This window comes from Acinetobacter sp. LMB-5 (assembly GCF_001541635.1).
GTDB lineage: Bacteria > Pseudomonadota > Gammaproteobacteria > Pseudomonadales > Moraxellaceae > Acinetobacter > Acinetobacter pittii.
This window is the reverse complement of the sequence record NZ_LRDR01000004.1, coordinates 288,898-315,061: the sequence shown is the minus strand read 5'-3', so window position 1 is coordinate 315,061 and position 26,164 is coordinate 288,898. Positions and strand designations below refer to the sequence as shown.

The 26,164-nt window shown below is 36.6% G+C and carries 29 protein-coding genes and 1 pseudogene; 9 read left to right on the top strand and 21 right to left on the bottom strand.

Features of this window, described 5'->3' with window-relative positions:
* Positions 1-2 precede the first annotated feature (2 nt).
* Positions 3-425, top strand: a complete 423-nt coding sequence (locus AW165_RS06720) for a tautomerase family protein (protein ID WP_060465309.1) — start codon at positions 3-5, stop codon at positions 423-425.
* A 566-nt stretch (positions 426-991) separates the two neighbouring features.
* On the opposite strand, the gene AW165_RS06715 is transcribed toward AW165_RS06720, so the two are convergent.
* From AW165_RS06715 to AW165_RS06670, 11 genes are all read right to left on the bottom strand, one after another.
* Positions 992-1,888: a hypothetical protein gene (locus AW165_RS06715; protein WP_060465308.1), complete on the bottom strand. Its 897-nt coding sequence runs from the start codon at positions 1,886-1,888 to the stop codon at positions 992-994.
* Between the two features lie 118 nt (positions 1,889-2,006).
* Positions 2,007-3,071 (bottom strand): YqaJ viral recombinase family protein, encoded by a 1,065-nt coding sequence (locus AW165_RS06710; protein ID WP_060465307.1) that lies wholly within the window; start codon positions 3,069-3,071, stop codon positions 2,007-2,009.
* A 75-nt stretch (positions 3,072-3,146) separates the two neighbouring features.
* On the bottom strand, positions 3,147-3,398 hold the full coding sequence (locus AW165_RS06705) for a hypothetical protein (protein ID WP_060465306.1): 252 nt from the start codon (positions 3,396-3,398) through the stop codon (positions 3,147-3,149).
* A gap of 124 nt (positions 3,399-3,522) precedes the next feature.
* A complete protein-coding gene (locus AW165_RS06700) occupies positions 3,523-4,572 on the bottom strand; it encodes a DUF932 domain-containing protein (protein ID WP_060465305.1) in 1,050 nt (349 codons plus the stop codon).
* Positions 4,573-4,625: 53 nt separating this feature from the next.
* Complete coding sequence (locus AW165_RS06695) at positions 4,626-4,919, bottom strand: hypothetical protein (RefSeq protein ID WP_031963084.1); 294 nt, start codon at positions 4,917-4,919, stop codon at positions 4,626-4,628.
* Positions 4,920-5,000: 81 nt separating this feature from the next.
* Positions 5,001-5,414: a hypothetical protein gene (locus AW165_RS06690; RefSeq protein WP_060465304.1), complete on the bottom strand. Its 414-nt coding sequence runs from the start codon at positions 5,412-5,414 to the stop codon at positions 5,001-5,003.
* 26 nt (positions 5,415-5,440) lie between these two features.
* Positions 5,441-6,058 carry a hypothetical protein gene (locus AW165_RS06685; protein ID WP_410250286.1) on the bottom strand — a complete coding sequence of 206 codons (618 nt, stop codon included), beginning with the start codon at positions 6,056-6,058 and terminating at the stop codon, positions 5,441-5,443.
* Positions 6,059-6,150: 92 nt separating this feature from the next.
* Positions 6,151-6,399: a hypothetical protein gene (locus tag AW165_RS06680; protein WP_060465302.1), complete on the bottom strand. Its 249-nt coding sequence runs from the start codon at positions 6,397-6,399 to the stop codon at positions 6,151-6,153.
* A 3-nt stretch (positions 6,400-6,402) separates the two neighbouring features.
* On the bottom strand, positions 6,403-7,479 hold the full coding sequence (locus AW165_RS06675; protein ID WP_060465351.1) for a J domain-containing protein: 1,077 nt from the start codon (positions 7,477-7,479) through the stop codon (positions 6,403-6,405).
* 14 nt (positions 7,480-7,493) lie between these two features.
* Positions 7,494-7,643, bottom strand: a complete 150-nt coding sequence (locus AW165_RS19740) for a hypothetical protein (RefSeq protein ID WP_002017940.1) — start codon at positions 7,641-7,643, stop codon at positions 7,494-7,496.
* A 104-nt stretch (positions 7,644-7,747) separates the two neighbouring features.
* On the bottom strand, positions 7,748-8,008 hold the full coding sequence (locus tag AW165_RS06670) for a hypothetical protein (protein WP_060465301.1): 261 nt from the start codon (positions 8,006-8,008) through the stop codon (positions 7,748-7,750).
* A gap of 551 nt (positions 8,009-8,559) precedes the next feature.
* Here AW165_RS06670 and AW165_RS06665 point away from each other — a divergent pair.
* The 3 genes from AW165_RS06665 to AW165_RS06655 all read left to right on the top strand — a co-directional run bounded on the left by AW165_RS06665 (position 8,560) and on the right by AW165_RS06655 (position 11,544).
* Complete coding sequence (locus tag AW165_RS06665; protein ID WP_060465300.1) at positions 8,560-8,769, top strand: hypothetical protein; 210 nt, start codon at positions 8,560-8,562, stop codon at positions 8,767-8,769.
* 887 nt (positions 8,770-9,656) lie between these two features.
* The gene (locus AW165_RS06660) at positions 9,657-10,859 is read left to right on the top strand and encodes a YagK/YfjJ domain-containing protein (RefSeq protein ID WP_228138733.1); all 1,203 of its coding nucleotides are present in this window, start codon (positions 9,657-9,659) and stop codon (positions 10,857-10,859) included.
* A 193-nt stretch (positions 10,860-11,052) separates the two neighbouring features.
* Entirely contained in the window at positions 11,053-11,544 is a 492-nt protein-coding gene (locus AW165_RS06655; RefSeq protein WP_060465298.1) for a YfbU family protein, read from the top strand.
* Positions 11,545-11,592: 48 nt separating this feature from the next.
* On the opposite strand, the gene AW165_RS06650 is transcribed toward AW165_RS06655, so the two are convergent.
* The 6 genes from AW165_RS06650 to AW165_RS06625 form a co-directional block, all read right to left on the bottom strand.
* On the bottom strand, positions 11,593-12,165 hold the full coding sequence (locus AW165_RS06650; protein ID WP_060465297.1) for a Panacea domain-containing protein: 573 nt from the start codon (positions 12,163-12,165) through the stop codon (positions 11,593-11,595).
* A 96-nt stretch (positions 12,166-12,261) separates the two neighbouring features.
* On the bottom strand, positions 12,262-12,894 hold the full coding sequence (locus AW165_RS06645) for a hypothetical protein (RefSeq protein ID WP_060465296.1): 633 nt from the start codon (positions 12,892-12,894) through the stop codon (positions 12,262-12,264).
* Positions 12,894-13,223, bottom strand: coding sequence for an STAS-like domain-containing protein (locus tag AW165_RS06640; protein WP_060465295.1), 330 nt, complete (start codon positions 13,221-13,223; stop codon positions 12,894-12,896). Before AW165_RS06640 ends, AW165_RS06645 begins: the two co-directional genes overlap by 1 nt.
* Entirely contained in the window at positions 13,216-14,262 is a 1,047-nt protein-coding gene (locus AW165_RS06635; RefSeq protein WP_060465294.1) for a hypothetical protein, read from the bottom strand. Before AW165_RS06635 ends, AW165_RS06640 begins: the two co-directional genes overlap by 8 nt.
* Positions 14,263-14,538: 276 nt before the next feature.
* Positions 14,539-14,994, bottom strand: coding sequence for a hypothetical protein (locus AW165_RS06630; protein ID WP_060465293.1), 456 nt, complete (start codon positions 14,992-14,994; stop codon positions 14,539-14,541).
* 146 nt (positions 14,995-15,140) lie between these two features.
* A complete protein-coding gene (locus AW165_RS06625; protein WP_060465292.1) occupies positions 15,141-15,605 on the bottom strand; it encodes a hypothetical protein in 465 nt (154 codons plus the stop codon).
* Positions 15,606-15,990: 385 nt separating this feature from the next.
* On the opposite strand from AW165_RS06625, the gene AW165_RS06620 reads away from it, so the two are divergent.
* The 4 genes from AW165_RS06620 (at position 15,991) to AW165_RS06605 (ending at position 19,997) form a co-directional block, all read left to right on the top strand.
* Complete coding sequence (locus AW165_RS06620; protein ID WP_060465291.1) at positions 15,991-17,082, top strand: hypothetical protein; 1,092 nt, start codon at positions 15,991-15,993, stop codon at positions 17,080-17,082.
* Positions 17,083-17,611: 529 nt separating this feature from the next.
* A complete protein-coding gene (locus tag AW165_RS06615; protein WP_060465290.1) occupies positions 17,612-18,763 on the top strand; it encodes a hypothetical protein in 1,152 nt (383 codons plus the stop codon).
* Position 18,764: 1 nt separating this feature from the next.
* Positions 18,765-19,748 carry a hypothetical protein gene (locus AW165_RS20075; protein WP_060465289.1) on the top strand — a complete coding sequence of 328 codons (984 nt, stop codon included), beginning with the start codon at positions 18,765-18,767 and terminating at the stop codon, positions 19,746-19,748.
* Positions 19,749-19,778: 30 nt separating this feature from the next.
* Positions 19,779-19,997, top strand: coding sequence for a hypothetical protein (locus AW165_RS06605; RefSeq protein WP_060465288.1), 219 nt, complete (start codon positions 19,779-19,781; stop codon positions 19,995-19,997).
* On the opposite strand, the gene AW165_RS06600 is transcribed toward AW165_RS06605, so the two are convergent.
* From AW165_RS06600 to AW165_RS06595, 3 genes and pseudogenes are all read right to left on the bottom strand, one after another.
* The gene (locus AW165_RS06600) at positions 19,990-21,192 is read right to left on the bottom strand and encodes a tyrosine-type recombinase/integrase (RefSeq protein WP_060465287.1); all 1,203 of its coding nucleotides are present in this window, start codon (positions 21,190-21,192) and stop codon (positions 19,990-19,992) included. The genes AW165_RS06605 and AW165_RS06600 overlap by 8 nt on opposite strands.
* Before the next feature lie 214 nt (positions 21,193-21,406).
* Positions 21,407-21,481: pseudogene (locus AW165_RS20280) on the bottom strand (hypothetical protein); the annotation flags it as partial.
* A gap of 222 nt (positions 21,482-21,703) precedes the next feature.
* On the bottom strand, positions 21,704-22,567 hold the full coding sequence (locus AW165_RS06595) for a hypothetical protein (protein WP_060465350.1): 864 nt from the start codon (positions 22,565-22,567) through the stop codon (positions 21,704-21,706).
* Positions 22,568-22,895: 328 nt separating this feature from the next.
* On the opposite strand from AW165_RS06595, the gene AW165_RS06590 reads away from it, so the two are divergent.
* A complete protein-coding gene (locus tag AW165_RS06590; protein ID WP_060465286.1) occupies positions 22,896-23,468 on the top strand; it encodes a TetR/AcrR family transcriptional regulator in 573 nt (190 codons plus the stop codon).
* 413 nt (positions 23,469-23,881) lie between these two features.
* On the opposite strand, the gene AW165_RS06585 is transcribed toward AW165_RS06590, so the two are convergent.
* Positions 23,882-25,936: an EAL domain-containing protein gene (locus AW165_RS06585; protein ID WP_060465285.1), complete on the bottom strand. Its 2,055-nt coding sequence runs from the start codon at positions 25,934-25,936 to the stop codon at positions 23,882-23,884.
* Positions 25,937-26,164: the final 228 nt, after the last annotated feature.

Here is a 26,164-nt window from a genome sequence, read left to right as displayed (position 1 = left end):
CAATGCCAATCTTTCATGTTTACATACCGACTCAAAAGTTTTCAAGCGAAGAGAAGCTGGCTCTTGCAGATGCTTTAAATCTCGCACTTCATGAAGCTCTAAATACACCTATGGAAGATCGTTTCGTAATCATCAGTGAGCATAAGGATGATGAACTCTTCATTCATCCGACTTTTCCCAATTTGAAGAGATCTGACAAGCGGATGATCATAACAGTAACATCAGGTACAAGTAGGACAATAGAGCAGAAACGTAAGCTCGCAGAATTGGTCACCCGATACGCAGTTGAAAAGGTTGGCATCAGCCAAGATGATATCACCCTGATAATGTATGCCATTCCTTTGGAAAACATGAGCTTTGGTGGTGGCAAGCTGGTCTCTGACATTGATCTTTCTATGCCTTGGGTAAATAAGGGAGAAAGCTAGATTACAACTTCTAAAAAGATCTTTTTAAATCGTTTGCTACTCACAAATCACCTATTAATCTGATTCAGCCAAGATGCTTGCATTTGCAAGTATTTTGGTATGCTTTGTGAGATAACACTTTCTAGCTGTATAAGGTGTACTTACCAACAGAATCAATACTCTTAATAACGTGAATTTTGTTTCCATCATTTTCTCGTTGCTAACCGTTTCTCATCAAACGCAATATTTTTTTAAACCCCTTTATGAATTGAGGTTATACAACCTGAGCAAATAGATGTATTTATAAGTTAGCCCCTCCAACTTATATCGACATTACAAGATAATACATCGAATCAAATACTTAATTAAATAATGAAATACACCATAGTACAGAATTTCGATTATCCAACCATGTTGTTATAGACGACTCATATATTATTAATATCTCTATCAAATTTATATGTACCCTTAATCCCCCTGCAGACATGTAACAAATCAATTATTATTGATAACAACAAAAGATGACGTAACAAACCCAATAATCAAAAAGAAAAAATTATACGAAAGTTAGAGAGCCCAAAGGCTCCCTAATTTACAGCTATGACACTCTGTGCCAATCCCTTTTGTAATGTTCTAACATCTGCATGAGCAACCTCAGTTTGAGGCTGCTTTAATTGTTCATCACTATTATAAAACTCATCAACCACGTCCAATTCCTCCTCGCCATCTACCTCAAACTTGGCATTAGCATAGCCTTGTCGTGCGACCTGATCTAATACTTCCTGATAGAATCCAGACTGTTTACTCTGCTTATCTATTTCCTTCGCTGTGATAATCGCATCTTGTAAGCTTGTTCCATCCCTTAAAGTTAAGTCCACGTAATAGATTGGAGTTCGATAACTTTGAGTAGTACTTTTGCCCCGTAAGGTCAATTGTAATGCTAAGCATGAAAGTAGCTTACCTGATGCTGCATGATAATAGGCCAGTCGTGCCGCCAATGTTCGAATACTATTAAAACCTGTGGTTCTAAAAATAAATGTACCGAACTCATCTGCGTCATCTAAATTGACGTAAAGTCTGCCATAAGGTTTGCATAAACCACCTTGCGCCAATGAACATAAACTTGGTGAAGGACATGGATGTTGTTCAATGCCCTTTTTCCCTGATCGCTGACACGTCTCACCATTCCCAATACAAATGGGACGCCCAGTCTGCCGATCAAATAAGGTGTATTCTGCTCGCAGATTTAGTTCAGGATCATTGAAAATCATCCTGACTGGGATACTACGAAGTTTATTATTACTGGCTTTTGCCCGTAAGGTTTCATCCATTGGATGGTTCACCCAACCTTCCTTACTTTGAATTTGACTAGTAATGGTGAACTGGTCATCTTTTTCAGGCACACGTTTGCCATTCTTTTCTACGATTTTACCAATACTGATACGCCCCAATATCGGGGGTGTAATTGCTAAACCTTTAATCATGTTTGACCTCTATTATATTTGTTAAATAAAAATCCCATGCTGTTTAATGGCATGGGATCATGGGCGGTATAGGTTGAATAAGCGGTATGATGTAATCCGATTTCGACCTTGAGCTAAGTTAATGACCATTTGGATAAATCTGAAAGCGTCGTGTCCCTACTTTAGTTTGTGGGAATTGCTGTAAATACTCAGGGTGCTGCTTAAGTAAGGCTTTACTGTCTAGGCTGATTGAATCCTGTGCCTTCTTCCATGTGATCGTCCCTCCCATCAAGACCACTCGTTCAGCATCCTTCATCAGAATTTGTAAGCGGTGTTTGAGTTCATCAAACAGTTGTTGATGGGTTTCAATCTTGCGCTTTTCTTCCAGTAGATCATTAAACAATTGATTGGCAATCTCATTGTCAGTGAAGTCTTCTGTCAGTAACGGAGTCTGCTCAGGATACAGCACTTGTAAGGCTTTGCCTGCTGATTCGGATGCATCCACTGCCGGAGGAATATCCATTTCCACGCATTTCCAGAAATGACGTTCCGCCTGCACAATGTGTTCAATCACACTCTCACTACGGGTCACTTTATAGATTCGGGTTTCATGTCCACAGATCAGTACACAGACATGCGCTGCCTGTTTACCTGTGACAGCAAGTTGGTGTTGTACCTGACAAAGCACATAAAGCGGGACTCCATCCCGCCAGAGTCTAGCCCCATATTCACCCACTGATTTACATTCCAGTACCTGTACTTCATCACTCCCGACAATGGCATAGTCTAAGTTGGCAAGCATGAACGTCTTATCCTCATCAGGATGTTGCAACACGGCATTGACCCGACGGACTTTATGGTTGGTATGCATGCTGTAATATTCAGCCACTAGCGGTTCTAGTCGTTTGCCCCAGTACAATGGTGCATAGCCTGTGCTTTCATCTTCAATGCTCTGCTGCATTCGACCTGTTTTTATCATCCACAGTTCCAGCATCGACATGTGTGGATTCACCCCACAAGCTGTTGCTGCATCACTACTTCCAATCCCTTGTTTTCGTATTTGTAACCATTGTTGACGACTCATCTGTTTAGTTTCAGCCAATCGTTTGGCTTTGTTACTCCGTATGTTACGACTTGAACAGTTTTTTGCTCGAACAGGTGGATCTATAAAAGCTTGCTGTTGGCTCGTCATGGCTTGTCCCATAACTTGCTCCTGTATTTAAAGACATAAAAAAACCACATCCGAAGATGTGGTTTTTGTTGTGATCTAAATTAGTCTCTAGATATATTGATTAAGAGAATGAGGAGGGATATATCTTAAATCCTGCTCTAATACGTGAGTTTTTAAGCCTTGAATATGAATTCTGTAATCAGAAGAATTAACCGATACGTTTGTCATAAAACGCTCATGCCCAAAGTCTTTAGCAAATTTCACCCATAAAAAATCAAAAAGGTTTTTATTGTTAATTCTTAATAAAAACCCATCTTGCAATTGTTCAATCATAAGACCATCTGAATATTGCCCACCCATTCTCTGCGCTCTCTCTAGTTACAATAGACTAAATGATTCTTTATGAAGACTTTTCATAAATTTTCAACTCAAATATTCCTTTATTTAGTCTCAAAGTCTGAAATAATTAAATAGCTTAGTAAGTTCAAGACACCATTCTCAATGCCTGTTCCAGTCCGCGTTGTTTAATGTTGGCTCCAGCACCAAACCATGCTGAATCCAATCGATGATCCTGACCCATTGCACGGCGTTCGTGATCCACAAACTCAGTAATACTACAAAGCAGCCCATACGCCGTATCTTTAGCTGAGGCTAACTCTGCACCACGACCATGCCCGTTAAACATGGTCATGACCTTAGACATGGCACGTCCATTTGGTTCGGCTTTATTGTCAGCTTTGGATGAATGGGTTGGTTGAGGTCTTGCCACATTACGATAGAACTGAATGATACTTTCATCCTGTTCGGCAATACTTAGATTCGTATTATTAAACACGGCATCAAAGTAAGCTGCTGCTTCCTGTTGGGTGACTTTACGCTGGCTGAGTTGCTTCATCTCATACATGTGTTCATCCCATGCACGCACTGAAATACCAAGTTGATGTTTGATCTTTTCTGCATCGAACTTGGTACTGTGTGGAACTTTCACCACACCTGCACTACTATTCTGCCCCCGTAAGGCAATCGCCAGAGTGTTATTACATACCACGCGAATTGAGGTAAATTGCGCCGTGGTTGCCAGTGTGCCATCACATGCGGTCGCCAACAAAATATAGCCGTTACTCACATCCTTACCTTTTAGTGCTGCCGATTGTCCTGTTCTTGCCAATGCCCAGAACTTACGTCCACCTTTGAGTACACCCGCCGTTTCCAGTTCAAAACCCGATTGCTCAGTCAGGTCTCGGTAAAATTCTAATATCTCCATCGGTTGCACCTCCTGATAACGCTGACTCACCACCGATAACGGTGCATGAGTATCTGAACGATAAAGCACTCGCTGTTCCTCATAAGGCAGAATAATACTTTGTCCTCGTTCATTCTTTGCCATATAACTGACATTAGATGATTCAATCTGCCAGTCCATACCTGCCTGCTGTGCCCAGATTTCAATTGGCTGATTTTGAGGAAGTTGATTACCCAGACCATGCCAAGGGGCTTGACCAACAAATGCCATGGTTTCAATTTGATGTGCCATGATTAATTTCCTTTAAGTGATTTAAATAATTTAGATGCTGTAAACGATGAGAATTACGCGAAGCCTGATTGCTGGATTTCAAAATGCTCCAGACATTGCTCACACTGGTAAAACAGCGTCACCATGTTGTCTTGATGCTGGACGTAGAGCAGAAACATGCCCCCGATCACCAAGCCAACAAAGCCACCTACTAAAGGATGAACAGGACTGCGTTTGGACAACTGCATACAGGCTGCTGCCAGAGACATCGGTGAAAATGATGAAAGCTTTGCAAATACACCTGAAGATGGTTCAGTCTGGCGTAGTAACGTGATATGTAATGAGTGACAGTAAGGACACTGGTGCATATACCTCTTCCTTAAATAAATGGCATAAAAAAAGAGCCTGCGAAGTCGCAGGCTCTTGATGTCTCGGTTAGATTTTCTTATTTAATGAGCACGCTGTTTATTTTTACAGTCAGCAACTGCTTGTGGAATAGAACGCAAACTCGGGTGGCAAGGATCACTTCGCCCAGGAATATAAATGCCTCCAAACTTTCGAGGTTTTACCCCAATAAATCGGACAAAAGTTCGATGACTACTATATGGAATCCTTGCCTCACTCATTGCATTATGGACAGTCGCATTACTCAGTGCCAAAACCTGTTCACACTCATTGAACATAGACGCTTTAAATGTTCTTTGGACTCCACTTTTTAGAACACCACGATACGTACAATTCACTTGCCCTGAATAGCCTTGTTGTTGAATTAAATAGGCGGGTACTTCATGTGACTGTAAATCCAATGCATAAGTTGAAATGCTTATGGCTGCAACCCCCATACCCAGAAATAGTTTTTTCATTTGATCATCCTCTATTTCTTAATGGTTTAGTTGCAGGCAAGATCAACGCTTTCAATTTCTTTCTTGGTTTTGATGTCATATACAGTCTGGGTTAATAAACATTCACCTGTATTGGTATAAGCACTATCGAAGAAAGCCATCACTTTTTTATTGTCTTCACCGTATTCCATAACTTGCCAGCCTGACCAGTCATGGGGAATTGAAGTCACCTTATTCGGATCAGTCGTTGCAAACCAGTTTTCAAGGTTCTTCTCAGAAGTCGCTTCAACTATATTTTCCCATTCTTTCGGCAATTTATTCATTTCAAATAGTCCGCAAGTGACTTTGGCAGAACCTAGACACTTACCACTATTCATATCTGAGCTATAAAGTCCGCTTCCAAGGTATTCACCTTTAGGATTCCCAACTGATTTTTGAGTAGAATCTGCTTCTTTTTCCTGAATGTCTAATACCGATTCACTGGTCGCCTGAATAACGGGTTCGGAGGCTGCAACAGGTTCAGAAACAGATGCCGTAACTGCTTCTTCTGATTTAGGTTTAAGTAACTTGTCATAGCCGACCCATCCTGCAAGTACCACAACAAGTGCAGATAAAACGCCAATAATAAAAGTCTGGGTATGAGTATTCTTAGGTTGTGTTGTCATCATGCTTCCCCCTTTCGGTTTCATGAAATGGCTTTATGAATGAGAGCAATTCGTCAGCTCTCTCATTGAGGTAATATGTATTTAAAATTTCTTTATTTATGTTTTTCCCAATTGAGGTCAGCCCGATCAAAAGTCGGGACTTGATCTCTGTCAGTAATGCTTGTCACTGCTGTACCATCATGATTCATTGCAGGACGGCGGATATCTTCAAGCATCTGTTCAGTTTGTTGGTCCTGAGCACGGTCATAGGCATAAAACAAGGCAAAGGACAGAATAAAAATCACTACATAAGCTGCATACCATTTCCAGCGCCGTTTCAACCGTTGTGTATTGATCTTCACTGGCTACACTCCAAGATAGGCTTTTAATACAGCTCTGGCCTGATTGAATTGCTGGGCTTGTTGCTCAATGAGTTGTCGTACTGATTCGGGTAGGCTTTGGTATTTATCCGGATGGAAATCTGCCATCTTTTGTCGGTAAGCGGCTTGCAGGGTTTGCTCACTCAATAGTTCAGGTTGAATCTCAAGAAGTTGGCATGCCTGTCGTTGCTCATTATTCAAATCAGGTGTTCTTTTATTATTTTGTTCTTCCGCTAAACATTGATAGATAATTTTGACGAGGTCTGGAAAGACTGCTCTAGAGACATTGGTTACACGGCATAAATGAGTCATGAACAAATCAGCCTGATCCTGCTCAATTTGACCAAGTGCCATGGCATAGACCAGTTGCTCAATCATCTCCCTACGAAAGTTATAGGCAAGTCTATCCTTCATATCTGCCAGCCGATGCAACAAGTCGTCATAATCAAAACATATCTGTTCACTCAGTAGTTTCTCGACATACTGATGCACTGCCTGATCATTCAACTTGGTAAAATGATCGGATACAACTTCTTTCGATCGGGCATTCCACTGCCCCGTATTAAAGGTAATAAAATAAGCAAACAGATCAATCACGATCTGCATATCGGCATCAATTTTTACAAGTTTCTGATCAGCACCTTGTCTTCTACCATGTAGCCCCTGACAGCATTCCTTTAGGAAGGCAACTAGGGTTCTCACAACACCTTTATCCAGTTGAGTAAAGTTCAGTTCGTCCTGACCGTTGATCAAAATCGAACTGGTGAGTATTCCAATATCAGCCTCTACCTGCTGTATATGTTCAAACAGATAGGCTTGTTCGTCCTCAAAGCTGGCTTTGTAAAATATCCCCTTTGCCGTGAGGCACATCCCGACCTTGGCACTGCCAAACACAGTGTCATCAATTAACATCAATACATCGTTAGGATTTACGCCATGAGGAAGATAGGTCATGGCACCTTGTAGCTTCTTATTAGGAATGACTGGCGCAAAATAGATATTGTCGCAACTTCGTAATAAGGGTATCCACTGACTTTGCTGGATTCGATCCGATATGTTCATCATCATTGCCCCTTCTAGAAGAACCAGCGTATAAATATAAAAGGCCAGACCAGAGCACGACCAAGTAGATAAGCACCAGAGTAATGTCCCGGATATTCCCAAATGCAATACAGCCAGTAGCCAATCACAATCGTAAAATAGAAGGTAAAAAATGGATGTTTCATGATCAATATTCCTAAATTGAGTTGCATACTCCCTTCCCGTTGCCCTAACAGGCAACAGGAAATGAGTGATTCAATGATTTGCTTAAAGTTTTAAATATCTGGTGTTAGAGTTCATCCACACATTGTTGACCTGACTGATACATCACACGGTCTAGATCATTTGGGAGATAACTCATACTTTCAATCTGGCGCATAACCTTGCGACCATAGTGTTCTTCGACCTTGTTGTAGACACAGGAACAGTAGCTACGACTGCCCCCCATGTTGTAACAGCCCTGCTTGACACCCTTTTCAAACTGGGAAGAACAGCCATTTAGAATTAGAACACTGACACCCACCACACCCATCAGAATTTTATTTTTCATCGTTATATCCAGTGACAAGGTCATGGAGCTTAGGCTTTTTTAGGCAATACAAAGCCCTGCCACGGTGTATCTCACATGACATATTTTATTAAGTTAAATTTTTAGACGAAAAAAACTAATGCTTGAAGAACTACAAGTTCATCAAACCCTATTAAAAACTAATCGGGAGGTGTAAAAAGAATATGCATAGCCAACTCCTTTATCTGGGGAGTTCTGCCAAAGCATTAGAGAATTATGGTGGCAGAACGAGAAAGGGTTAGCAGACCGGATTGGATTGACACCGGCACACTCGAAAGTGTCCCTCTCCCGTCCTACCGCAACGGGAGGAGACGAGATGTACCCTCAGAATTATTCCTCAGAAGGAATAACTCTGATGCAACCCAATAAAACGGTCTGCTAAAACCGACTGGCAATGTAGGCCAGCAGGCAAAGGATAATGTGCAATATTTAAGGTGTCAATCATCTATCGACTAAGTCATAAAGTGATTGTTATTGTTTTTCATTAGATTAGCCCATTAAACTAACCATTAAGTAAATTTAAGGACAATGCAGTGCTTCGGTTAAAGTGTCTTGGTGGTCCACTATACGGACAGGAATATTCTCATGCACATGATGAGTTTATTTTTAGAGACAAACAGACAGGAAGAAAGACGCGTTATCGTAAACAAACATTAGACTTTACACCGCCTCAAGAGTTCTTTATCGCAGAGTCAATTTCTAAAACCGTAGCCTACAATCTTGCATTGCAATTGATGAAATAACTTCACAAAGCGCATTCAAAAATGTTTAATTTGGAATTCAATGAGAGGGATTTAACACACCAATTTTATCTTTTCTAAATGCATATAATTCTGATAATTTTGTGCCTTAAAACAATAATCTATCCTTAAGAGCGTACAACTTTTCAATGCCTGTTTTAGGTTCATGAACTACTAAAATAACTATCGACATACATGTAGCTTGCAATGAGATGCGTATGTCTTCAGGATATAAAATACCGATTTAATTCTTCATTGCTTTAGCTTCATAAGAAGACTAATTCAGTTATTTTTTACGACCTTGGCACATCATACGAGATAAAAATTACCGAGTCCAGTTCCTGAGAAAAAGTACATTTTAGTCTGCTTAAGTCCGTATATCGGACTCATCCAAATATGCTCGTATTTCCGAGAAGGTTGGAACTGCCGTATAGAAGTAGAAAAAATATGAGCGTAGTTTAGGTTTTAAATTATTTATATATTAAATATACAAATATCTATAGAGACTAAATCTAAATATATTTAATTAACTAATCTGTGTAACCAGCTCTCTAGTTATTCAGTAGATACATACAATCTAGCATTCCAGATGAAATATATATCCAAGATATATTTCATCTATGATTAATACACATACCTAGAGATAGGTTCTCACTCCAGTGTCTCTACGATCAACAGGCAATCCGATATGTCCCATGACTGGTGTTACTGATGCCCTAATCAGTCAATGCACTTTAGTCCATGCATGAAGACGACTAACAGCTCTCCCAATTAATTCTTGAATGCTCCTTGAGGGCACTGCTCAAAACAGTGTCCCAAGTAGAGCTTTGTCTAGTTTACCCAAATACACCATCCAATTTTCCATTAGGTATATATCTATGAACCACCGTATGACTAAACCGAACTTAGCTTCCACTGCTGGGCAATGGTCTTTAGACGACCTAGAGGCACTCCAGCTACTCAATCAGATTCAGGAAGATTATTCTTGTTATGAGGTGAATAACGATGAAGGTGACGTAGTTGAGTTTCGATTGCCTTCTAATCCTGAGACCCAATGTTTTATTGACCGCTTACAGTTAGGGATTCATTGTCGTAAACAGCGTCCTTTAGCTTCCTTGAGAAAGATCAAGGGCATTCAGGGCAATAAGAAACTCTCCGTGCAATACGCTAAAGACCTTCCGATTCAATTAATCTCAGCATTGCCTTCAATCTTTTCCATGCCTCTGTCTGGCACCTATACTGTGAGCGTTGAGTTAGAAACCATCCATTCCGTTATTCAAGACTTATCGGATATGGAGAGATTCCTTCTAGGCTCATTTACTTCAAATGGCGCCTATACTAACGAGCAAGCTCAAGCTTACGTTGCTGCTTTGAATCGATTTCAGAACCTACTGAATGAGAGAATGAGCAGCACTAAAGTCCGTAAACGATTGCATAACCGGAAAAACAGTCGGCTAAAGACCAAAGAGAAAATGATTGAGTTTGTACATGCCCTATTGCATGTACATTCTAAAATACTGGTTGTTCGAATAGACCTCGGCATTATGCGAGATCCAGAGAGTTTAATAAACAATCATATCTCACCTGACCAATGGCAATCTGAGCAAGATAGTCAGTTCATTATAGACGCGCTTGAAAGGCTCAATGAGAATGCCAGAATGAATCGCATGAAGCATGCGCTAGGTTATATCCATCGTATTGAATACGGTCCTCAAAAAGGCTTCCACGTACACGCTTATTACTTCTTTGATGGGCAGGACCATTGGGCTGATATTACTTGGGGACAATACATTGCCAAGCAATGGCAACATGTGACCAATAACCAAGGCTCGGTATTTATCTGTAATATGAAGAAAGAAGATTACCGTTATTGTGCTTTAGGAATGTTGGATTATTCTGACGTAGAGATGTTAAAGAACCTCGAACAGAGTTTTGATTATCTATGCAAGAATGACCAGTATTTTCAATTTATGACACAGAAACGCATCCGTGGATTCCGTATCAGTCACCCTCCTGAAATACCTGAGGTCAAAATGGGCTGCCCTCGGAAGTATGATCAGTCGCATCTAAGACTCTCTTCACCCCTCTCTTAGTTGCATGTTGAGACTGCATTAGCCCTAGCTCTATTGTAATCTAGGCCTTAGTCTCTAGTGAGACCTAAGGCTTTTCAATAGAGTTTCCATACTTACGCTCTTCAGTTTAAACAATAATATATTTCATATCTTGAAATAAGAAAAAATAAAACAATATATTTATTTCTAATACTTTTAAAAGAGCAACAAATACATGCAACTTGAACTAACAGACAAAGAACGTTTAATTCTTGCTAACCAATATGAAATTTTGGGTCTTCTTAAAAAAGAGGATTACTACTTAAATTTGGCAGAACAATTAAGAGATGGGCACAAATGGCTCTATCGACAAAGTTTTAATTCCCTTTACGAAAACCTTCCAGATGAAGATGCTGAATTAGTAATTAATATTCTTCAAGTTTATGAGGCACTAAAAGATAGTTACAATGCCTTAAGTGATAAATCAGGTATTACGATTCAAGATGTAAGTTTTGCAGGTTTTGATGGCAATAATGAGCCAGAACTTATCGGATTTGTAGATGCATTAAACAAAGCTCATCGCTTCTCTTCAACAATTGATGCTGGAGTACTTGATTCACATATGCCCCAAGCCCAAACCTACCAGAATATGATTCAGAAATGGCATGAGTTAGATAAATCTAATAGATTAACTAAAGAACAAATTTTATATATTTTAAGCCAATAAAAGACTCATTGAGTAAAGCCCTAACTGGGCTTTGCTCATTATGAATACTTAATTGTTTAATTTATTTAATTCTATTTGTTTTTCTAGCTTTGTAATAATTTGATTTGAAACATCATCTGAAAAATTCAATGCTTTAAATAGATCTTTATATTCAATGGGGTACATTGAAGAACCTGGATCTCGCCACTCAGAACAATGATCATGAGTATAGTCAACTAATTCCCATTGGGTTTTATTGCCAAATAAATCAAAAATCTCTGTTAATACGGCGAGATCATTACCACTAAGTTCATTCAATTGATCAATTGAATGAATCTCACTGTCTGCTCTGATCGATATATTGTGGTTTTTACGATCCGCAATATAGTTATTCCAATAACTTTTTTTGTCACTACCGGAATTAATCCTATCTAAAGTTAAAGATAAGACAGGACCATTTTTCATGGAAACAAGGCTATCGCCTATAATAGGCACATAAAATTTTTCAAAGGACTTACGTTCAGATAAATACAATAACTTCATCAACTTCAAAATATTGATTGTATGATGAGGCGACTTTAGCAAAAAGAACATTGTTGCTTCCGTCAACTTTTTTTCATTGAATAGAAAAATATTATCCATCACTAACAAGCTCAATTTTTTTAATGTATCACTAATTGTAGAAAATCTATATCTAAGCGTCTATGGATTTTTGGTATTTAAATGATTCATAAAGAGCTAGAAAATTTTTCTAGTATTCTTTTCAAGATGTTCAAGAATTCTACGACTCACATCTACAACATCATCAATCGTTTTTTGCTTAAGTGGAATTGTGTACTCATCTAAGATTTTTAGTTTCTTATTCTCAATAAAATCTTTTTCAAGACTAAGAACCGTGTCATTTAGTATCAACTCCTGATACTCCATTTCCAATTCATCTGTTATAGCTTTAATCTGTTTGAATAAATATCTCTTCAAAGTTATGAAACATATATAATTTAAAGGGCCTCCGTAAGGAAATCCATCTATATATTCATGCATATAAATAATATGAGCATTAATTTTACTTTTTAGACTTAGTAATTCTGAAGTCGTTTTTGAATCAATTTCATCCTCAGCTCCAATAACTGAAAGCTTAAATAAGAACTCAATTAAATAGTCATTAATTTTGACTAGCTCATCACTAACCGCCTTAAATGCACGTTGTTGTGTCTGACTATGTACACGTTGAACAAAAACATAAATAGGAACAACATAAAGAGCTTTCTCTAGAAGAAAGAGATATGGTAGTGACAATACAATATTAAAAAAGCCAATGGGTTCATTGGCTAAATTATAAAATTTGCAGAGGATGAAATGTGCTAAAAACATTAAGCCTCGTTGATATATGTTTCTATACGATCTTTGATAATTGGACGTCGAGGACTTCGAATAATAAGAACCTCTCGTAAAAATTCTTTTGTAAACTCTCTATTTCGAACAAGTCCACCAAATGCTTCTTCTAAGAAAGAAGAACCAGCCATTGTTACGCCAGTAAAATCTACTATTAAGTGTCTTCCTGGAGTGTTTTTTACTTCCAGAAGTTTTGGTTTTAGTTGATTTTCGCGAAAACTTTCACCGGTATACTCTCCATCTGCAGAAAAACGACCTGCTGGGCGAGGATAAAAATCTGTAGCGATGTTTATAATCATGTCATTCATGTCCATCTCCTACGTCATTCGAGTTAACACTCTGTGTGGTTGGAGGAGAATTTAAGGGCAATTTCCAGAATATAATTGTACCATCAATTTTGTCTTTATAATTGCACATTTTTTTTAAATCCAGACCATTACTCATCCAGATACCTTTTCTACTATATACAATTAAATTAGAATTTTTGACTGTTTTACAAACTTCTAACATATCACCAAAGCCTTTACCACGATGTTTCTCTTTTGTACTTGTTCTTCGAAACTCGCTAGCAACATCAATAAGTTGAGCATCATCCATACCTAAGAAATTAGTAAAATCAAATAGATTACTTAATCTATTTTTCATGTGATCATCGACTTTATCAGGTACTGTAGCTGGAATACTCTTACCAAGATCAGTTATGACCAAAGATAGGTATTCATCTGTAACTTTTAATGAAACTTTCCATCCTAGATGGCGTTGATTTTTTTCATATGCATGATTTAACACATTACTTACAGCTTCAGAAATGGCATCATTAACGATAAGGAATGTTTCATCATCTAAGTTTTCTTCAAGTATTCTTTCGATACGATTATAATCTTCACCAAACGTAAGGTCTGTACCTGTAAAGGTATGCCAATTCATCATTTCATGAGTAGAGTGGCAAGCTTTTAATCCTAATATCTCGTTTAACCCTAATCTTGTTATCATTGCCCTAACTACATTACTTTTATTAGAAGCTCTAGCATTAATTTTGACTTTTTTATATTTTTCGAGGTTATGTGCGAAAAATATTGTAGCTGGCGCATACAACGTTTCAACCTTGTTAAAGTCGAGATACAGTACATCATTAGCACCAGGATTCTGATTGCTTTTTATTAAACTTATAGTTTTGAGAATTACTTTACGACAACGATCATTTTGGAAGGTAAAAGCCACTGGAAGCACTATACTTTTATTTTCTTTGAAGTCATCTTTACGGTTCGATTGTCTACCTTTACAGATCAATTCTCTACGTACAGATATCTCTTGTTTTAAAAACCATTTTTTACTAAGTTTTTTCATATCTTCTCAAAAAATAAAAATTAATTCAGTGTTCCATAAGTCTTTTCATATTATCTAAACTGTAAAAAAAAGACTATACACATCTGTCTAGATTATTAATAAAACAAGATTCCTGCTTATCATTACATCTATCTCTACGATAATCTTCTAATTGGTCCGATATCACACTAAAGTATTTCCACACACTTAATCTCCATACATAAAAGAAACCTCCTATATATGATTTGTATAGGAGGATAATTTGAAGATTGTAGGGTAAATATTTACTCCCTATTTTTATTTTCCACCGATAACGATTTTCATCGGTTTGAAGTCATCTACTTTTAATTTCTGAGCCTTAACGATATCTTCAGATTTTGTACCATCGTTATGTTTAACAATTGCTTTACTGATATTTAGGTTTTCTCCAAAAGCATCACAAGCCTTCTCCCCTTCAATGAAAAATCTACCGTAAGTTTTACCACCGACAAAATTAAATTCATCCGCAGTAACTTGATCACGATCAATAAGCTTTCCATTTTTATCTTTGATGGTCACTGTAAAATCAATGCTTTCAATATTATCTAAAGCATCATAAGCAATGACATCAAAGGCAAGTGAACACATGCCTCTATTCACATAACTTGCATGTGTGTTTCGTACATAAATTTCTGCATCTTTAGGTATAGCATATGCACTGCTTATCATCATTAGACTAAGTACTGAAACACAAATATCTTTTTTTAAAATCATTCTATAACCTTCTCTAAACGTGATCTAAAAAATGAAAGAACAAATTTTATATATTTAAAGTTGATAAAAGCTTCAATGAGTAAAGCCCTATTTGGGTTTTACTCTAGGGTTAGGTTATCTAACTTGCCAGTATTTCTTTAGGAATGTCAGATAGATTTTGCATTTCTGAAAGCTAACCTGGCTTCCACATATGCAAATCTCGCAGCCCAACCAAAAGTTAAAATTATCATCCATACTTGGAATGCTTGATCAAATGAAAGGGGATTTTTCCTAAGTACAAACATCAAAAGCGAAATGATAAAAAGTACAGAAAAAACTATACATCCATAACCTAACGCCCCACCAAAAAGATATGTGCGAAACTTTTTGAGCTTTCTATTGGCTGCCCACGGCTCTATCCCTTCCTGAAGTTGTACGGTGTTACGCACTCCAGCCAAGAAACCTTTTACGATTTTTTCTAGCGAGAACCTCTTTTTTGTTAGTTTCTGAATAAGTTGATCATTGAAAATTGTCAGAACAAGAATCGCAGATAGACCAGCCAAGTAGTTCAAAATTGACATTAAACTAGGCGGAATTGTAATAATTAAAAAAATGTCTTTTATAAGATCCATTAGTTTTTCCTTACGTTAATAAAAAAGCTAATTTAGCAAAAAAATAAAAAATGCATTGAAATCTGTGAGGAAGTTAAAAAAATTAATAATTTTTTTTTGTTGATCAGACCAAATAAGAAAAAAATAACGTAATGGACTTAGTAAAGGTGTTTAGTTTTATCGAATAGTTCAGTTCCACTAATAACTTAACTACCCACGACCTCCTTAAAAACAACTCAAAATATCTACTTACCGACTATCAGAAAGATTCCAAGCCACGTAATGGATTCAAATTAAACACTATAAAATCCTTTTTCATCATAAAGTTAGTATTACTCTATTCATTATTCTCGCTTATATTACTTACTTAACTTTTCATCAAATTATGACTTTGAGCGTAAGAATAATGGACAACAACAACCCTGACTTTCAAGATGATCCTTACTCGATAGAAGCTTATCTTAATGCGTCAGAAGAAGAGATGGCTGATGATCCAATTCCGGACATCATTCAACAATTAGGAATCCATGAAAGATATGTTTTATATCACTATAAACACCAAAAATTAGTTTTTGCAGATAAAGCCTTACATCCAGATGATATTGCAATGGCCGTTCAAGATGAGGCTTACATGTATGAGTTTACTTTTGGGATGTCAGATGAAATTGAGGTCTTGACCCCCTATGATGACTATCTGTACCTCAGAGACGAGCTATTAAAAAACCCCTTTGAAATTGCTCAAAAACCAGAAGAATTACTTTTAGCGTATATGTTCTGCCTTTGTAAGGATACTCGCGAAGACCTCTGGCATGGTCATATTGAAAAATGCCAAAACAGCGTTGAATATATTGGACAGCTCTATATCAGAATACGAGACTTATTTAGTAGCCTGCATGAACTCTGGCTTAGAAACCCAGATGAACTGCCTGTTTCCCACCATGAAACTGCCTATTACTCCCCTGTATCAAATCAGATCAGATATAAAATTGACCCTGATTATGACAATGAGGCCTTATCTTCCATCGGGCGTAAAAAAACCACCCAGCTAACCGAATGGCATCAATATCAATTCAAACAACTTCTTAAAACTACCGCAGCAAAACAAAAGAAAAAATGGAAAACAGTAAGTGCAGCGATTAATGCTGTTATTGATGAGTTCGAGCAACGCTTAAGTAAACAAGCTGAACAGAATATCCAGACTTTTGAACGTGGCCGATATGATTTTGCTCAGTTCTACCAGCTTACCGCTGAACGATTACAAAGAGAGTTAGATAATAATGCGTGGCTCATTGATCATCCAATCAATCAGGAGCGCCGTGAACTTGCTGAACAAAAAATGAAATATTTAAAACTGCTCATCAAGGAGCAGAACAAGCTCATTAAATCAAAAGATGAGAAGCGAAGTCTCACTAAGGACTCTTACAGTACAAAAACTTTGACTAGCTGGATTAATGATGATCCTGAGCTTAAAAATGAAATTATTCTCGCTAAGAAGTAATTGATCCCATTTTACTCCCCCATTCAGCCTCCATCTACCATCTGGGTAGATGGGAGTTGATGCTTTATCTATGTTTTTTTAGTTGCACTCATTCATGTGCTCAAAATTAAACCACAGCACCAAAGTGCCCCCAAAAATACTATAACTGCATGTTTCTTATATTTTTAATCTAAAATAAACAACCTATTTCTCGATTTTTTTTGGAAATTGCCCCCCTTTTTTTGAAAAACCCCCTCAAAAACATATAAAACATTTTATTTCAAATACTTAATAAAAATATCGTTCAAAAAAACATCCTACCCCAATTTCGCGACTTCCAATCAAGACCTCTCTACGATGGCTAAATCTTAGGATTTACGGGAGTCCACATACTGATTTTTTAATAGTGGGGAAGACATGCCAGATTCCCCTCTACTTTTTAAACACAACGAGATGAGTTTCAGCATAGACACTGTACTCATTTCAGGAATGCACATAGTAGAAATTAACGGCTAAACAAGTATTTGCTTAGTCCAGCGGTAGAAGAGATATGCAGGAGTTTAAAGCTAATAAATTGAGGACATTGATCTGTGAAAATCAGGTCACCCTTGTATCACCTAATGTTCATCAGCCACTGTTTTTATACAGTGACTTTCGGTTAGATCGGATGCTGGATATACCTCGCTTTGTTCTGGAATGTAATAAGACCCAATTGCCAGCAGCAACGGTCAAGCAGACAGATCAAGGAAGGGAATATTTTGAATGTGAGGACTGGTTCAGGCCATTTATCAAGACGTTTGATGACCTGATAAGCACCAATCCTTACTTCTTAAAGCCTTTCGATCTATGTGAAGAAACTAAATGTTTCTTTAGAACATTAGATGCAATGAGTAGTCCTCCAAGCCTATACGGCTTGTTTGAAAGAAATTTGAGAGGCAGAAACCCAAGTAATTTGAATCAACGAATCGAATTACTTAATGAATTTATTGAATTGTTACGTAAGGAGCTAAACAGCCCAACCGTTAAAGATGTTATTCGGAAAAGAGAGGAGCAGCACAAAGAGAACTTTACGTCATGTAAGTTGCTAGTGAGCAAGTCACTCCTGAAGTACGGTCTGCTATGGGCTATACCTGTAGATTTTGCTTATACACCAGATCAGCAAGATTTACAGCACAACAATCCAACCGACCTAGAACAGGAGTTTCATGGGTCTCATCGACTTGAGCTACTTAAACAACAGATAGCTCAACTCCTTGAGAACCGACGGCGTAATAAAACCCTGAAACAAATTGTAGGGTATCTCTTTAGCTTTGGACATAGCCTTAAAAAAGGCTTCTTTGTCAAAGTAATCTTTTTTCTGGATGGTAATTCTCATGGTCAGGCTAAGGATTACGTCAAGTACCTATCTCAATACTGGAGCAGGCTGACGAATCAACAAGGCTGTACGTATTTCTGTGACGGCGACTTAAGCCAATCCCCTACTGTGGGGATTAGCCTGATCAAAGAAACGGATAAAGAACAACGGGAGAATCTCATGTTGGGGATTCAATATCGCTGTCAGTTAGAACAGTTTTTTAGATTGAAATATTTAGCTGCGAACTCTTATAGAAGACTACAGATGAGCCAACCTCCTGTAATCAATAAGGGCAAGCTTAAAACAAATGGTTTAAATCAGAATTTGAATGTGAAGAAGGGCAAATAGAATGTTAACCCAAAGTCAACGTATACAAAGTCAGGCAATTGCTGCTATGGCACAACTGCCTCATAGCCCAACTACATGCATCAACAGCATCGTACACAGTTGCCAAGAAATATTGAAAACTAAATCTGTTTACTCCCCACAAGTCGATGAAGATGGTGTGAAAAGGATGTATTTAAATCAATATGGGCATAAGCTTGTTTCAACTATGCCAATCATCAAAGACTGCCCTTTTATAAATGGACGAATAGCTCATGCAAAAGCACATCCGTTCTTAGAAGCAATCTATCCCTTTTTAAGCCAGACAGGACTCATCTGCATCCAACCCAATCAGGAGCTTAATCAGAGTTTTATTCTGGAAAAGATTCAACTGTTTCTGAATTATCTGTTAACACGCCAATATGCACAGCTAATTCAAGACTGGAATGAACTATTGCTTGAGGCTAAAGCACAATTTGATGCCTATATCAAAGGCATCAAAAAATCAGTGTCTGGCTATGATGTCCATGAGTTGGTATGTATCTACCCGATCAATCAAGACATGTACCCAAATGCTGCTTTAGCCACTCAGTCTGATTTTGCGGAATCAATGAATAAAGAAATCACCCGACTCATCTGTCAGAGTGAGGAAAATAAGGTGTGTGGCGTATTAGTCAAACGAGAGCTGACTATTCATCACCAACTCATACACCGTTATTTAATCTTTACAGAATGTCAGTACATTGATGACCCATCTAGTTTTACCAATCTGGGATTTATGGAAGAGGTTAAACACTTGATAGAACCGAACAGCCAGAATCGTGTTGGATTAACACCCAATCACCTCAATGGATTTTTATTAAGCAACCGATTTCTTAAGAAATCCTCTGATTTCAAGGAACAGATGAAACGATTGAAAGCATATGTAGTCGGCACAGATCAATTCATCAGAGTCGGTGGAACTCAACCTACTTTTGATGTTTTGTTTTCTAAAGCTCAAAAAGATTAACTATTGGACAACCCGAGAACTGAAAATACTATGGCTTATTTAACCTCAAAAGAAGTGCGAGAGCGTTTAAAAGGTTGTTCAGCAGCAACCCTTTGGCGCTATCAACAGCCGAAACAAAAGTTATTCGTGAAACCCATGCCCGCACCTGCAAAAAAGGGGGCGGGTTCGATGAATTTATGGGATGAAGATACTTTTAACGAATGGGAAGAAAAGTACTTCAAAAACAATATAGATAGTCTGGCTACATAGCCAGACTTTTCAATTTATCCCACCACAATTGATATGCTTTAGTTTGAGGTTCAAGATAGTCATAAAGATCATATGTCCCCTGTTCTCCCGGCATAGCATGACCTACCATTAGCTCAGCAACATCACGAGATGTAAAAGCACTAAAATTGGTACGAGCCGTACGACGCAAATCATGTATAGACCAATGTGGCATATTAATATCATACTTTCTACGGGCATACTGCATAATGTTATATGGCAAACTTCCCGGACTCTTAAGACTCATCATCTCAGTCGTCCCGTCATTAACAAACATAAATTTTGAATCGTTCAAAGACATTGCTTGTTCAATCAATGGCACTATTTCTGGAATAATAGGCCTTATCAAAGGAAGCCCTGTATTTTTTCCAGTCTTATGTAATTCTGGTGGAACAGACCAGATCATTTTGTTCAAATCAAAGAATGTCTTCTCTGATGTTCTTAATTCACCATTACGGCAACCAAAAAATAGACACAATTTTATAAAAAGTGCATTTTTCAAAGTCATTCTGGACTCATCACAAATACACCACGTCAGCGTAATTTCCTCATCTGTTAAAATTCGTGTTCCTCGACGCTTTTTAATACCTAAATCATTTTTCCCAGAAATATGACGAATAGGATTATTTTCTATAAGTTTTCGTTTGATACCCCACTCTAAACACTGCTTCGTATTTACCAAAATACGTTCAGTAATAGATTCAGATTTCTCCAAGTGAGCTTCTAATAGCTCTAACCAAGCATGTAAAGTAATAGAATCCACAGGTAAAGCACCAAACACAGGAAATACATAAAGTTCAAATGTTCTATGAATTTCTTCAGCCTGCTTTTTTTCTCTTAAGCAGTATTTCTCATGCCACGTTTCGTACAGTTCTTTAAATGTAACAGCTTCAGCAATTTTTACTTTCTCTACTTTTTTGTGAATCCGCGGATCATACCCCTGCTCCAATACAGCCTTCATTTTCAATAATTCAGCTCGGGCATCTTTTAAGCTCAATAACGGATAACTACCAAAATCTAAACGTGCTTGCTTTCCGTTATAACGGAATCGCATTTGAAATGTAATTTTACCTTTAGGAGAAACTCGAACACTCAATCCATCTTGATCAGATTCAACAAGTGTATCTTCACGTTCTTTTCCTAAATTCTTCTTAAGCCATGTATCCGTAAGCGCCATAAGCAGACCTGTGTACAAATTTCTCTTAATTCAATTCTAAATCTAAATTTTATACACAACAATGTACACAAATTAGATGAATTAGCTTGAATAATGATGAAATGGGTTGAATGACTATATTCAATAATTATGATTCAAAATCAAATAAAAATATATATTTGCAATTATTATTCTAGGAAAATGAATGAAGATGAAAGGGGATGAATTGGACTCAAGCATTCGGGTGGGAAATGATGGCAAATGTGCGGCGTTGAGCAACCTGTGCCGCTAACTCATCTTTAAAACTCATGAAATACACCTACTGCGGAGATTGCAGTGCCAAAGACCTAAAGTCGATCAAAATAAAAATTGGCGTAATTGTAGCAGATTTATAGAACTGTTTAATGATTGTTGATAAGCCATGAGTTACTCATAAGCTTTTTTGAGTATGTAGTTTAACTTCTTAGAAATTTTACAATTAAAAAAGCCCACCTTTTTATAGATGGGGCTTGATTAAGACTTAATAGAATCTTTACGCCAATTTCTTTTCTTCAATGAATTGAACATCTGCAATTTGTGCATCCCAGAACTCATTCCATAAAGCACAGTAATCAATACATAGTTTGGTTAAGCTTTCATAATCATCTTTTGTAATTGCTTGTGCTAATGCAAACCACAAGTCATCTTCATGATCGTCATCAGCAGCCTCAGATGTTTCATCCGTAGATACACCATGTACATGGTAGTAACCCCCACCTTCAACATCAATATTTACGAATTTGGTTGCTTGACGTAATGGAGGACTAAAAAGAATGACTTCTTCTTCTGCAACAGCCAATAATGCCACGACATTAATATAACTATCATAAGAAGATTCTAAAAATGATCTAACCTGATCTGAAATTTTTGATGGTTTAAAGTTACGACGATCAAGCTCTGTTAAACCATAATCATTAAGTAAATCTTCATATAATGGATAGTGAGCATATTCAGGATTCGCTAGATAATAATTATCTTTACCTAAACCAGGACGGAAACCAAACTCATCAAGTATATTTAAACTTAATAATACCCGTGGATACATCTTCGCACCAGAGTGGAGTTTAGGTTCCAATTGTTTTGTTAAAAATTGAGCCTTTAATAAAGCATCAGTAAAAATTTGTACAATCGCATGACGATATTCTAAATGAATATGAATTAAACTCGCCTTATCGAGATACCCATTATTTAATACCTCAATTGCAGGATGTTTAGAAACGGGTAATTCCGCAATTTTACTTCTTAACTGTTCGAGAAATTTTAAATTTTCTTCCCATTGTTTTGTAGGAATACTATTTCTCATCCCTTGCAATGCTTTTTCTCTTGGATTATTAAAGTCTTCAAATTTTTTTGACATAATCATTCTCAGTAAAAAGTTTGTTCTTATAGTTAAGTTATAGGCCTTATTTTTATTTAAATTTTGCATTCAATTGCTAAAATAAATTACACAAACCAAAACTTAACAATTTTATATTATGTTTGTTAACTCAACAAATCAACGAATTAATTAATAATTTTAAAAAAAAGTAAAATATTGCCAATTAGAAATATTTGTTTTTATTTTTAACTACAAATCAAGATATTGAATAAATATAATTTTTTAAATATGATTAGAGAAAATTTCTTTAAGCTTTCATACTTTACAATAGCAAAGTTAATCAAAAATATTTGTGACAGGAAAACCGATGTCAAAAAGAGAAAATATTATAACAACAGCCACCTCCCTCTTTAATCAGAAAAGCTATACCTCTATTGGAGTTGACTGTATTATTGCTGAATCAGGCGTTGCAAAAATGACTTTTTATAAGTACTTTTCTTCTAAAGAAAATTTAATTGAAGAATGTCTTCGCCAAAGAAACCTAGAAGTCCAAGCCTCTTTATTTCAAATAGTTAGCAATATTGATGAGCCATTAATTAAACTTAAAAGTATTTTTAACTGGTATATTGACTGGATCAATACAGATGATTTCAATGGTTGTTTATTTAAAAAAGCAACCATTGAGGTCATGCAATTGTATCCCTCTCTTAAAGATCAAGTGAATAAATATCGAGAGTGGATTTACAAATTGGTTTTCACAATATTTCTAGAATTAGAAATCAAAGACACTCATACACTTACTAGTCTTTTTCTTAACATTATTGATGGCATTATTATTGATGGCACAATAAATAAATCACAAATTAACTCCAAAAAAACATGGTCTTATATTAAAAAGATTATTAAATTCGAAGCAGTTCAAGAGTTCGAAACTGCATAACCTATAAATCAGCTAGAACTCTACATTTTAACAAAAATAAACAATATTTTAATTCGGTGGAGCATAAATCAAACTCCACCACGATTTCTACCTCTTAAAATATTTAAAAATTTAAATAACTATATTTTATAAAAAATAAAAATTTATTATACAAACTTAATAATAAATTATATTAATCAATTATAAACATTGAAATTTATATCCCAAACAATAAACTTATTAGTATTACTTTATACTTGCAGTATATATTCATAAATTATTATATGTAAAATACTCAACTAACTGAGAAGCTAATACTATTCACTACTACAAATATATAGGTGTGTTTTAGCAGATAAATTTATTTTAATTAATTGTTCTTTAAAGATAAAATTAAAAGGAAATTTTAGGTTTAAAAATCGATATAGAAAAGATTAAGCGAAGTGAGCGCCTTGAGATTCAATCAGTTGATCGACATGAACAGGCATTCCTAATAAATAACCCTGAAATTGCTGACAGCCTAAACGGGTTAAAATCTCAACTTGCTGTTGAGTTTCCACCCCTTCCGCTGTTACGGTTAAACCTAACTTTTTAGCTAAATGTATTATACTTTCTAGAATCACTTCTTCTTTTGAGCCTGGTTTTAAGTCAACAATAAAACCACGATCAATTTTCAATTCATCTACAGGTAAATCTTTTAAATATAAAAAGCTTGAATGGCCTGTTCCAAAATCATCAATTGCGACTCGAATGCCCATATCACGTAGTCGCTCACAAGCTCGAATACTTAAATCAATATGTCGCATTGCAGTTGATTCAGTAATCTCAACAATTAAGTGATGAGGTTGAATTTGATATTTTTTCAATAATGCTTCGAGTGTATTAAATAATTTTTTATTTTCGAACTGTAGTGCAGATAGGTTTACTGCGACTGGATAAAATGGGGTGTTACTGCGTTCCCACTCTTGAATTTGCAGGCAAGCTTGCTCAAGTGCCCAATATCCCATTGGAATGATTAAACCCGTTTTTTCTGCACCTTCTATGAACATATGCGGAGTGAGTATTCCTAAAGCTGGATGATTCCAACGGATTAATGCTTCAACGCCACAGACTTCAAGATTCGTATTAAATTTTGGTTGGTAATATAGGATGAACTGCTTTTCTTCTACGGCCTTATAAAGATCATTGATCAGTTTTGACTGACTTCTCGTTTCTTGTTGGTGGGTTGAATAACTAAAGATGGTGTAAGTATTTCGGCCTTGTTCTTTAGACATGAGCATCGCAGCATCAGCGTTCATGAGTAAGTCCTGAACATTTTGTCCGTGCTCAGGAAATAGTGCCACCCCTAAACTTGCAGAGATATTAATTTCTTTACCAGAAATCTGATAACTCTCTTGAATCAGCTGTAAAACTTTCTCAGCCAAAATAACTGCTTCATCGGCATTTGTATTTTCGGCAATAAGTAAAAACTCATCACCGCCAATTCTAAGCAGTTTGCACTTCTCATTGAGTTGCCAATGTAAGCGGTTCGCCATCTGAATAAGTAATTGATCCCCCACATGATGTCCAAATGCATCATTCACCGATTTAAATCGATCTAAATCAATGTATAAGAAAGCAATTTTCTGGTCTTTGTATCGATGATCTGAAAGTAATACTTCAGCATAATCCACCAAATAAAGGCGGTTAGGTAATTTGGTTAAATTGTCTTGTATAGATAGGTTAGCTAATTCTTTATTTGCTTTGCGCAGCTCTAAATTCTGTTGAGTAAGGCGTTGCTCTAACATTGCAACAATAAAACTTGCTACGAGTACCAAACAGGTGACTAGAATAATTGTGAATAATAATAAGTCATGCTCAGCCTGATATTGGCTAACAAATTTATCAGTAATATTCGTCGCAATAAGCGCTGTGTAATGCATCCCCATAATACTTAAGGTCATCATAACCGAAAATGCGATTTTTAAAGTTAAGCGATATCGTTCGGTGTCTTTTAATTTATAGGCGAGTAAAAACGCTAGCCCTGAACCACTCATCGCAATTAATACAGAAAATAAGAGTAAAAACGAAGTGTAATCTTTTTTATAAACATTAATATTCCAGCCCAACATGCTAATGTAATATGAAGCTGAAATTCCGATTCCCATAATAATCGAGCTCAAAATGAGTCTAAATAAAGGGAGCGTAAAACGCGAAGTCAACCACATCGCAATGCAAGACAACAATGCACTAATGGCATAAGAAATTGCAATTAAAGGAATATTAGAGTGGGCTGTATCAAACAGATGATAAGCTTGTATACCAACAATATGGACGATGCTAATTGCTAAGGCGAGCAACAATCCATTAATAAATAAAATTAAGGACTCAAATTTCTTATAGACTTGCTTGAATATTAGCTGCTCCATGGAAATTACAATATAACAAATGAAGCCAGCTGCAATAAAAGAGCCGACGATCAATGTGCTATCGTAATCAACATGACCCATATTGGACTTCCATGATTATTCAATACTTTTTTTTATTTTGTTCAACTCATTGCCCAAAATACAATTAAACATGTTAAAGAAATTTTTATAAATTTGACTTATTCAGTCAGTTATAAACAATAACATTATCTATCTTTTGGTCAAGTATTTTTTACTTTATAAATCAATAAAGTAAATAAAAATTAAGCAGCCAATTATATGAAAAATATAGAATTTATTTAATCTAGT

Coding starts and splice junctions, on each gene's coding strand:
- AW165_RS06615 (WP_060465290.1), top strand. CDS start 17,612: ATGCAGGAGTTTAAAGCTAATAAATTGAGGACATTGATCTGTGAAAAT.
- AW165_RS06625 (WP_060465292.1), bottom strand. CDS start 15,605: ATGGATCTTATAAAAGACATTTTTTTAATTATTACAATTCCGCCTAGT.
- AW165_RS06695 (WP_031963084.1), bottom strand. CDS start 4,919: ATGCACCAGTGTCCTTACTGTCACTCATTACATATCACGTTACTACGC.
- AW165_RS06585 (WP_060465285.1), bottom strand. CDS start 25,936: ATGGGTCATGTTGATTACGATAGCACATTGATCGTCGGCTCTTTTATT.
- AW165_RS06600 (WP_060465287.1), bottom strand. CDS start 21,192: ATGGCGCTTACGGATACATGGCTTAAGAAGAATTTAGGAAAAGAACGT.
- AW165_RS06595 (WP_060465350.1), bottom strand. CDS start 22,567: ATGTCAAAAAAATTTGAAGACTTTAATAATCCAAGAGAAAAAGCATTG.
- AW165_RS06650 (WP_060465297.1), bottom strand. CDS start 12,165: ATGGATAATATTTTTCTATTCAATGAAAAAAAGTTGACGGAAGCAACA.
- AW165_RS20075 (WP_060465289.1), top strand. CDS start 18,765: ATGTTAACCCAAAGTCAACGTATACAAAGTCAGGCAATTGCTGCTATG.
- AW165_RS06675 (WP_060465351.1), bottom strand. CDS start 7,479: ATGAACATATCGGATCGAATCCAGCAAAGTCAGTGGATACCCTTATTA.
- AW165_RS06630 (WP_060465293.1), bottom strand. CDS start 14,994: ATGATTTTAAAAAAAGATATTTGTGTTTCAGTACTTAGTCTAATGATG.
- AW165_RS06685 (WP_410250286.1), bottom strand. CDS start 6,058: ATGACAACACAACCTAAGAATACTCATACCCAGACTTTTATTATTGGC.
- AW165_RS06635 (WP_060465294.1), bottom strand. CDS start 14,262: ATGAAAAAACTTAGTAAAAAATGGTTTTTAAAACAAGAGATATCTGTA.
- AW165_RS06605 (WP_060465288.1), top strand. CDS start 19,779: ATGGCTTATTTAACCTCAAAAGAAGTGCGAGAGCGTTTAAAAGGTTGT.
- AW165_RS06690 (WP_060465304.1), bottom strand. CDS start 5,414: ATGAAAAAACTATTTCTGGGTATGGGGGTTGCAGCCATAAGCATTTCA.
- AW165_RS06590 (WP_060465286.1), top strand. CDS start 22,896: ATGTCAAAAAGAGAAAATATTATAACAACAGCCACCTCCCTCTTTAAT.
- AW165_RS06700 (WP_060465305.1), bottom strand. CDS start 4,572: ATGGCACATCAAATTGAAACCATGGCATTTGTTGGTCAAGCCCCTTGG.
- AW165_RS06670 (WP_060465301.1), bottom strand. CDS start 8,008: ATGAAAAATAAAATTCTGATGGGTGTGGTGGGTGTCAGTGTTCTAATT.
- AW165_RS06715 (WP_060465308.1), bottom strand. CDS start 1,888: ATGATTAAAGGTTTAGCAATTACACCCCCGATATTGGGGCGTATCAGT.
- AW165_RS06620 (WP_060465291.1), top strand. CDS start 15,991: ATGGACAACAACAACCCTGACTTTCAAGATGATCCTTACTCGATAGAA.
- AW165_RS06640 (WP_060465295.1), bottom strand. CDS start 13,223: ATGAATGACATGATTATAAACATCGCTACAGATTTTTATCCTCGCCCA.
- AW165_RS06655 (WP_060465298.1), top strand. CDS start 11,053: ATGCAACTTGAACTAACAGACAAAGAACGTTTAATTCTTGCTAACCAA.
- AW165_RS19740 (WP_002017940.1), bottom strand. CDS start 7,643: ATGAAACATCCATTTTTTACCTTCTATTTTACGATTGTGATTGGCTAC.
- AW165_RS06705 (WP_060465306.1), bottom strand. CDS start 3,398: ATGGGTGGGCAATATTCAGATGGTCTTATGATTGAACAATTGCAAGAT.
- AW165_RS06710 (WP_060465307.1), bottom strand. CDS start 3,071: ATGGGACAAGCCATGACGAGCCAACAGCAAGCTTTTATAGATCCACCT.
- AW165_RS06645 (WP_060465296.1), bottom strand. CDS start 12,894: ATGTTTTTAGCACATTTCATCCTCTGCAAATTTTATAATTTAGCCAAT.
- AW165_RS06660 (WP_228138733.1), top strand. CDS start 9,657: ATGACTAAACCGAACTTAGCTTCCACTGCTGGGCAATGGTCTTTAGAC.
- AW165_RS06720 (WP_060465309.1), top strand. CDS start 3: ATGCCAATCTTTCATGTTTACATACCGACTCAAAAGTTTTCAAGCGAA.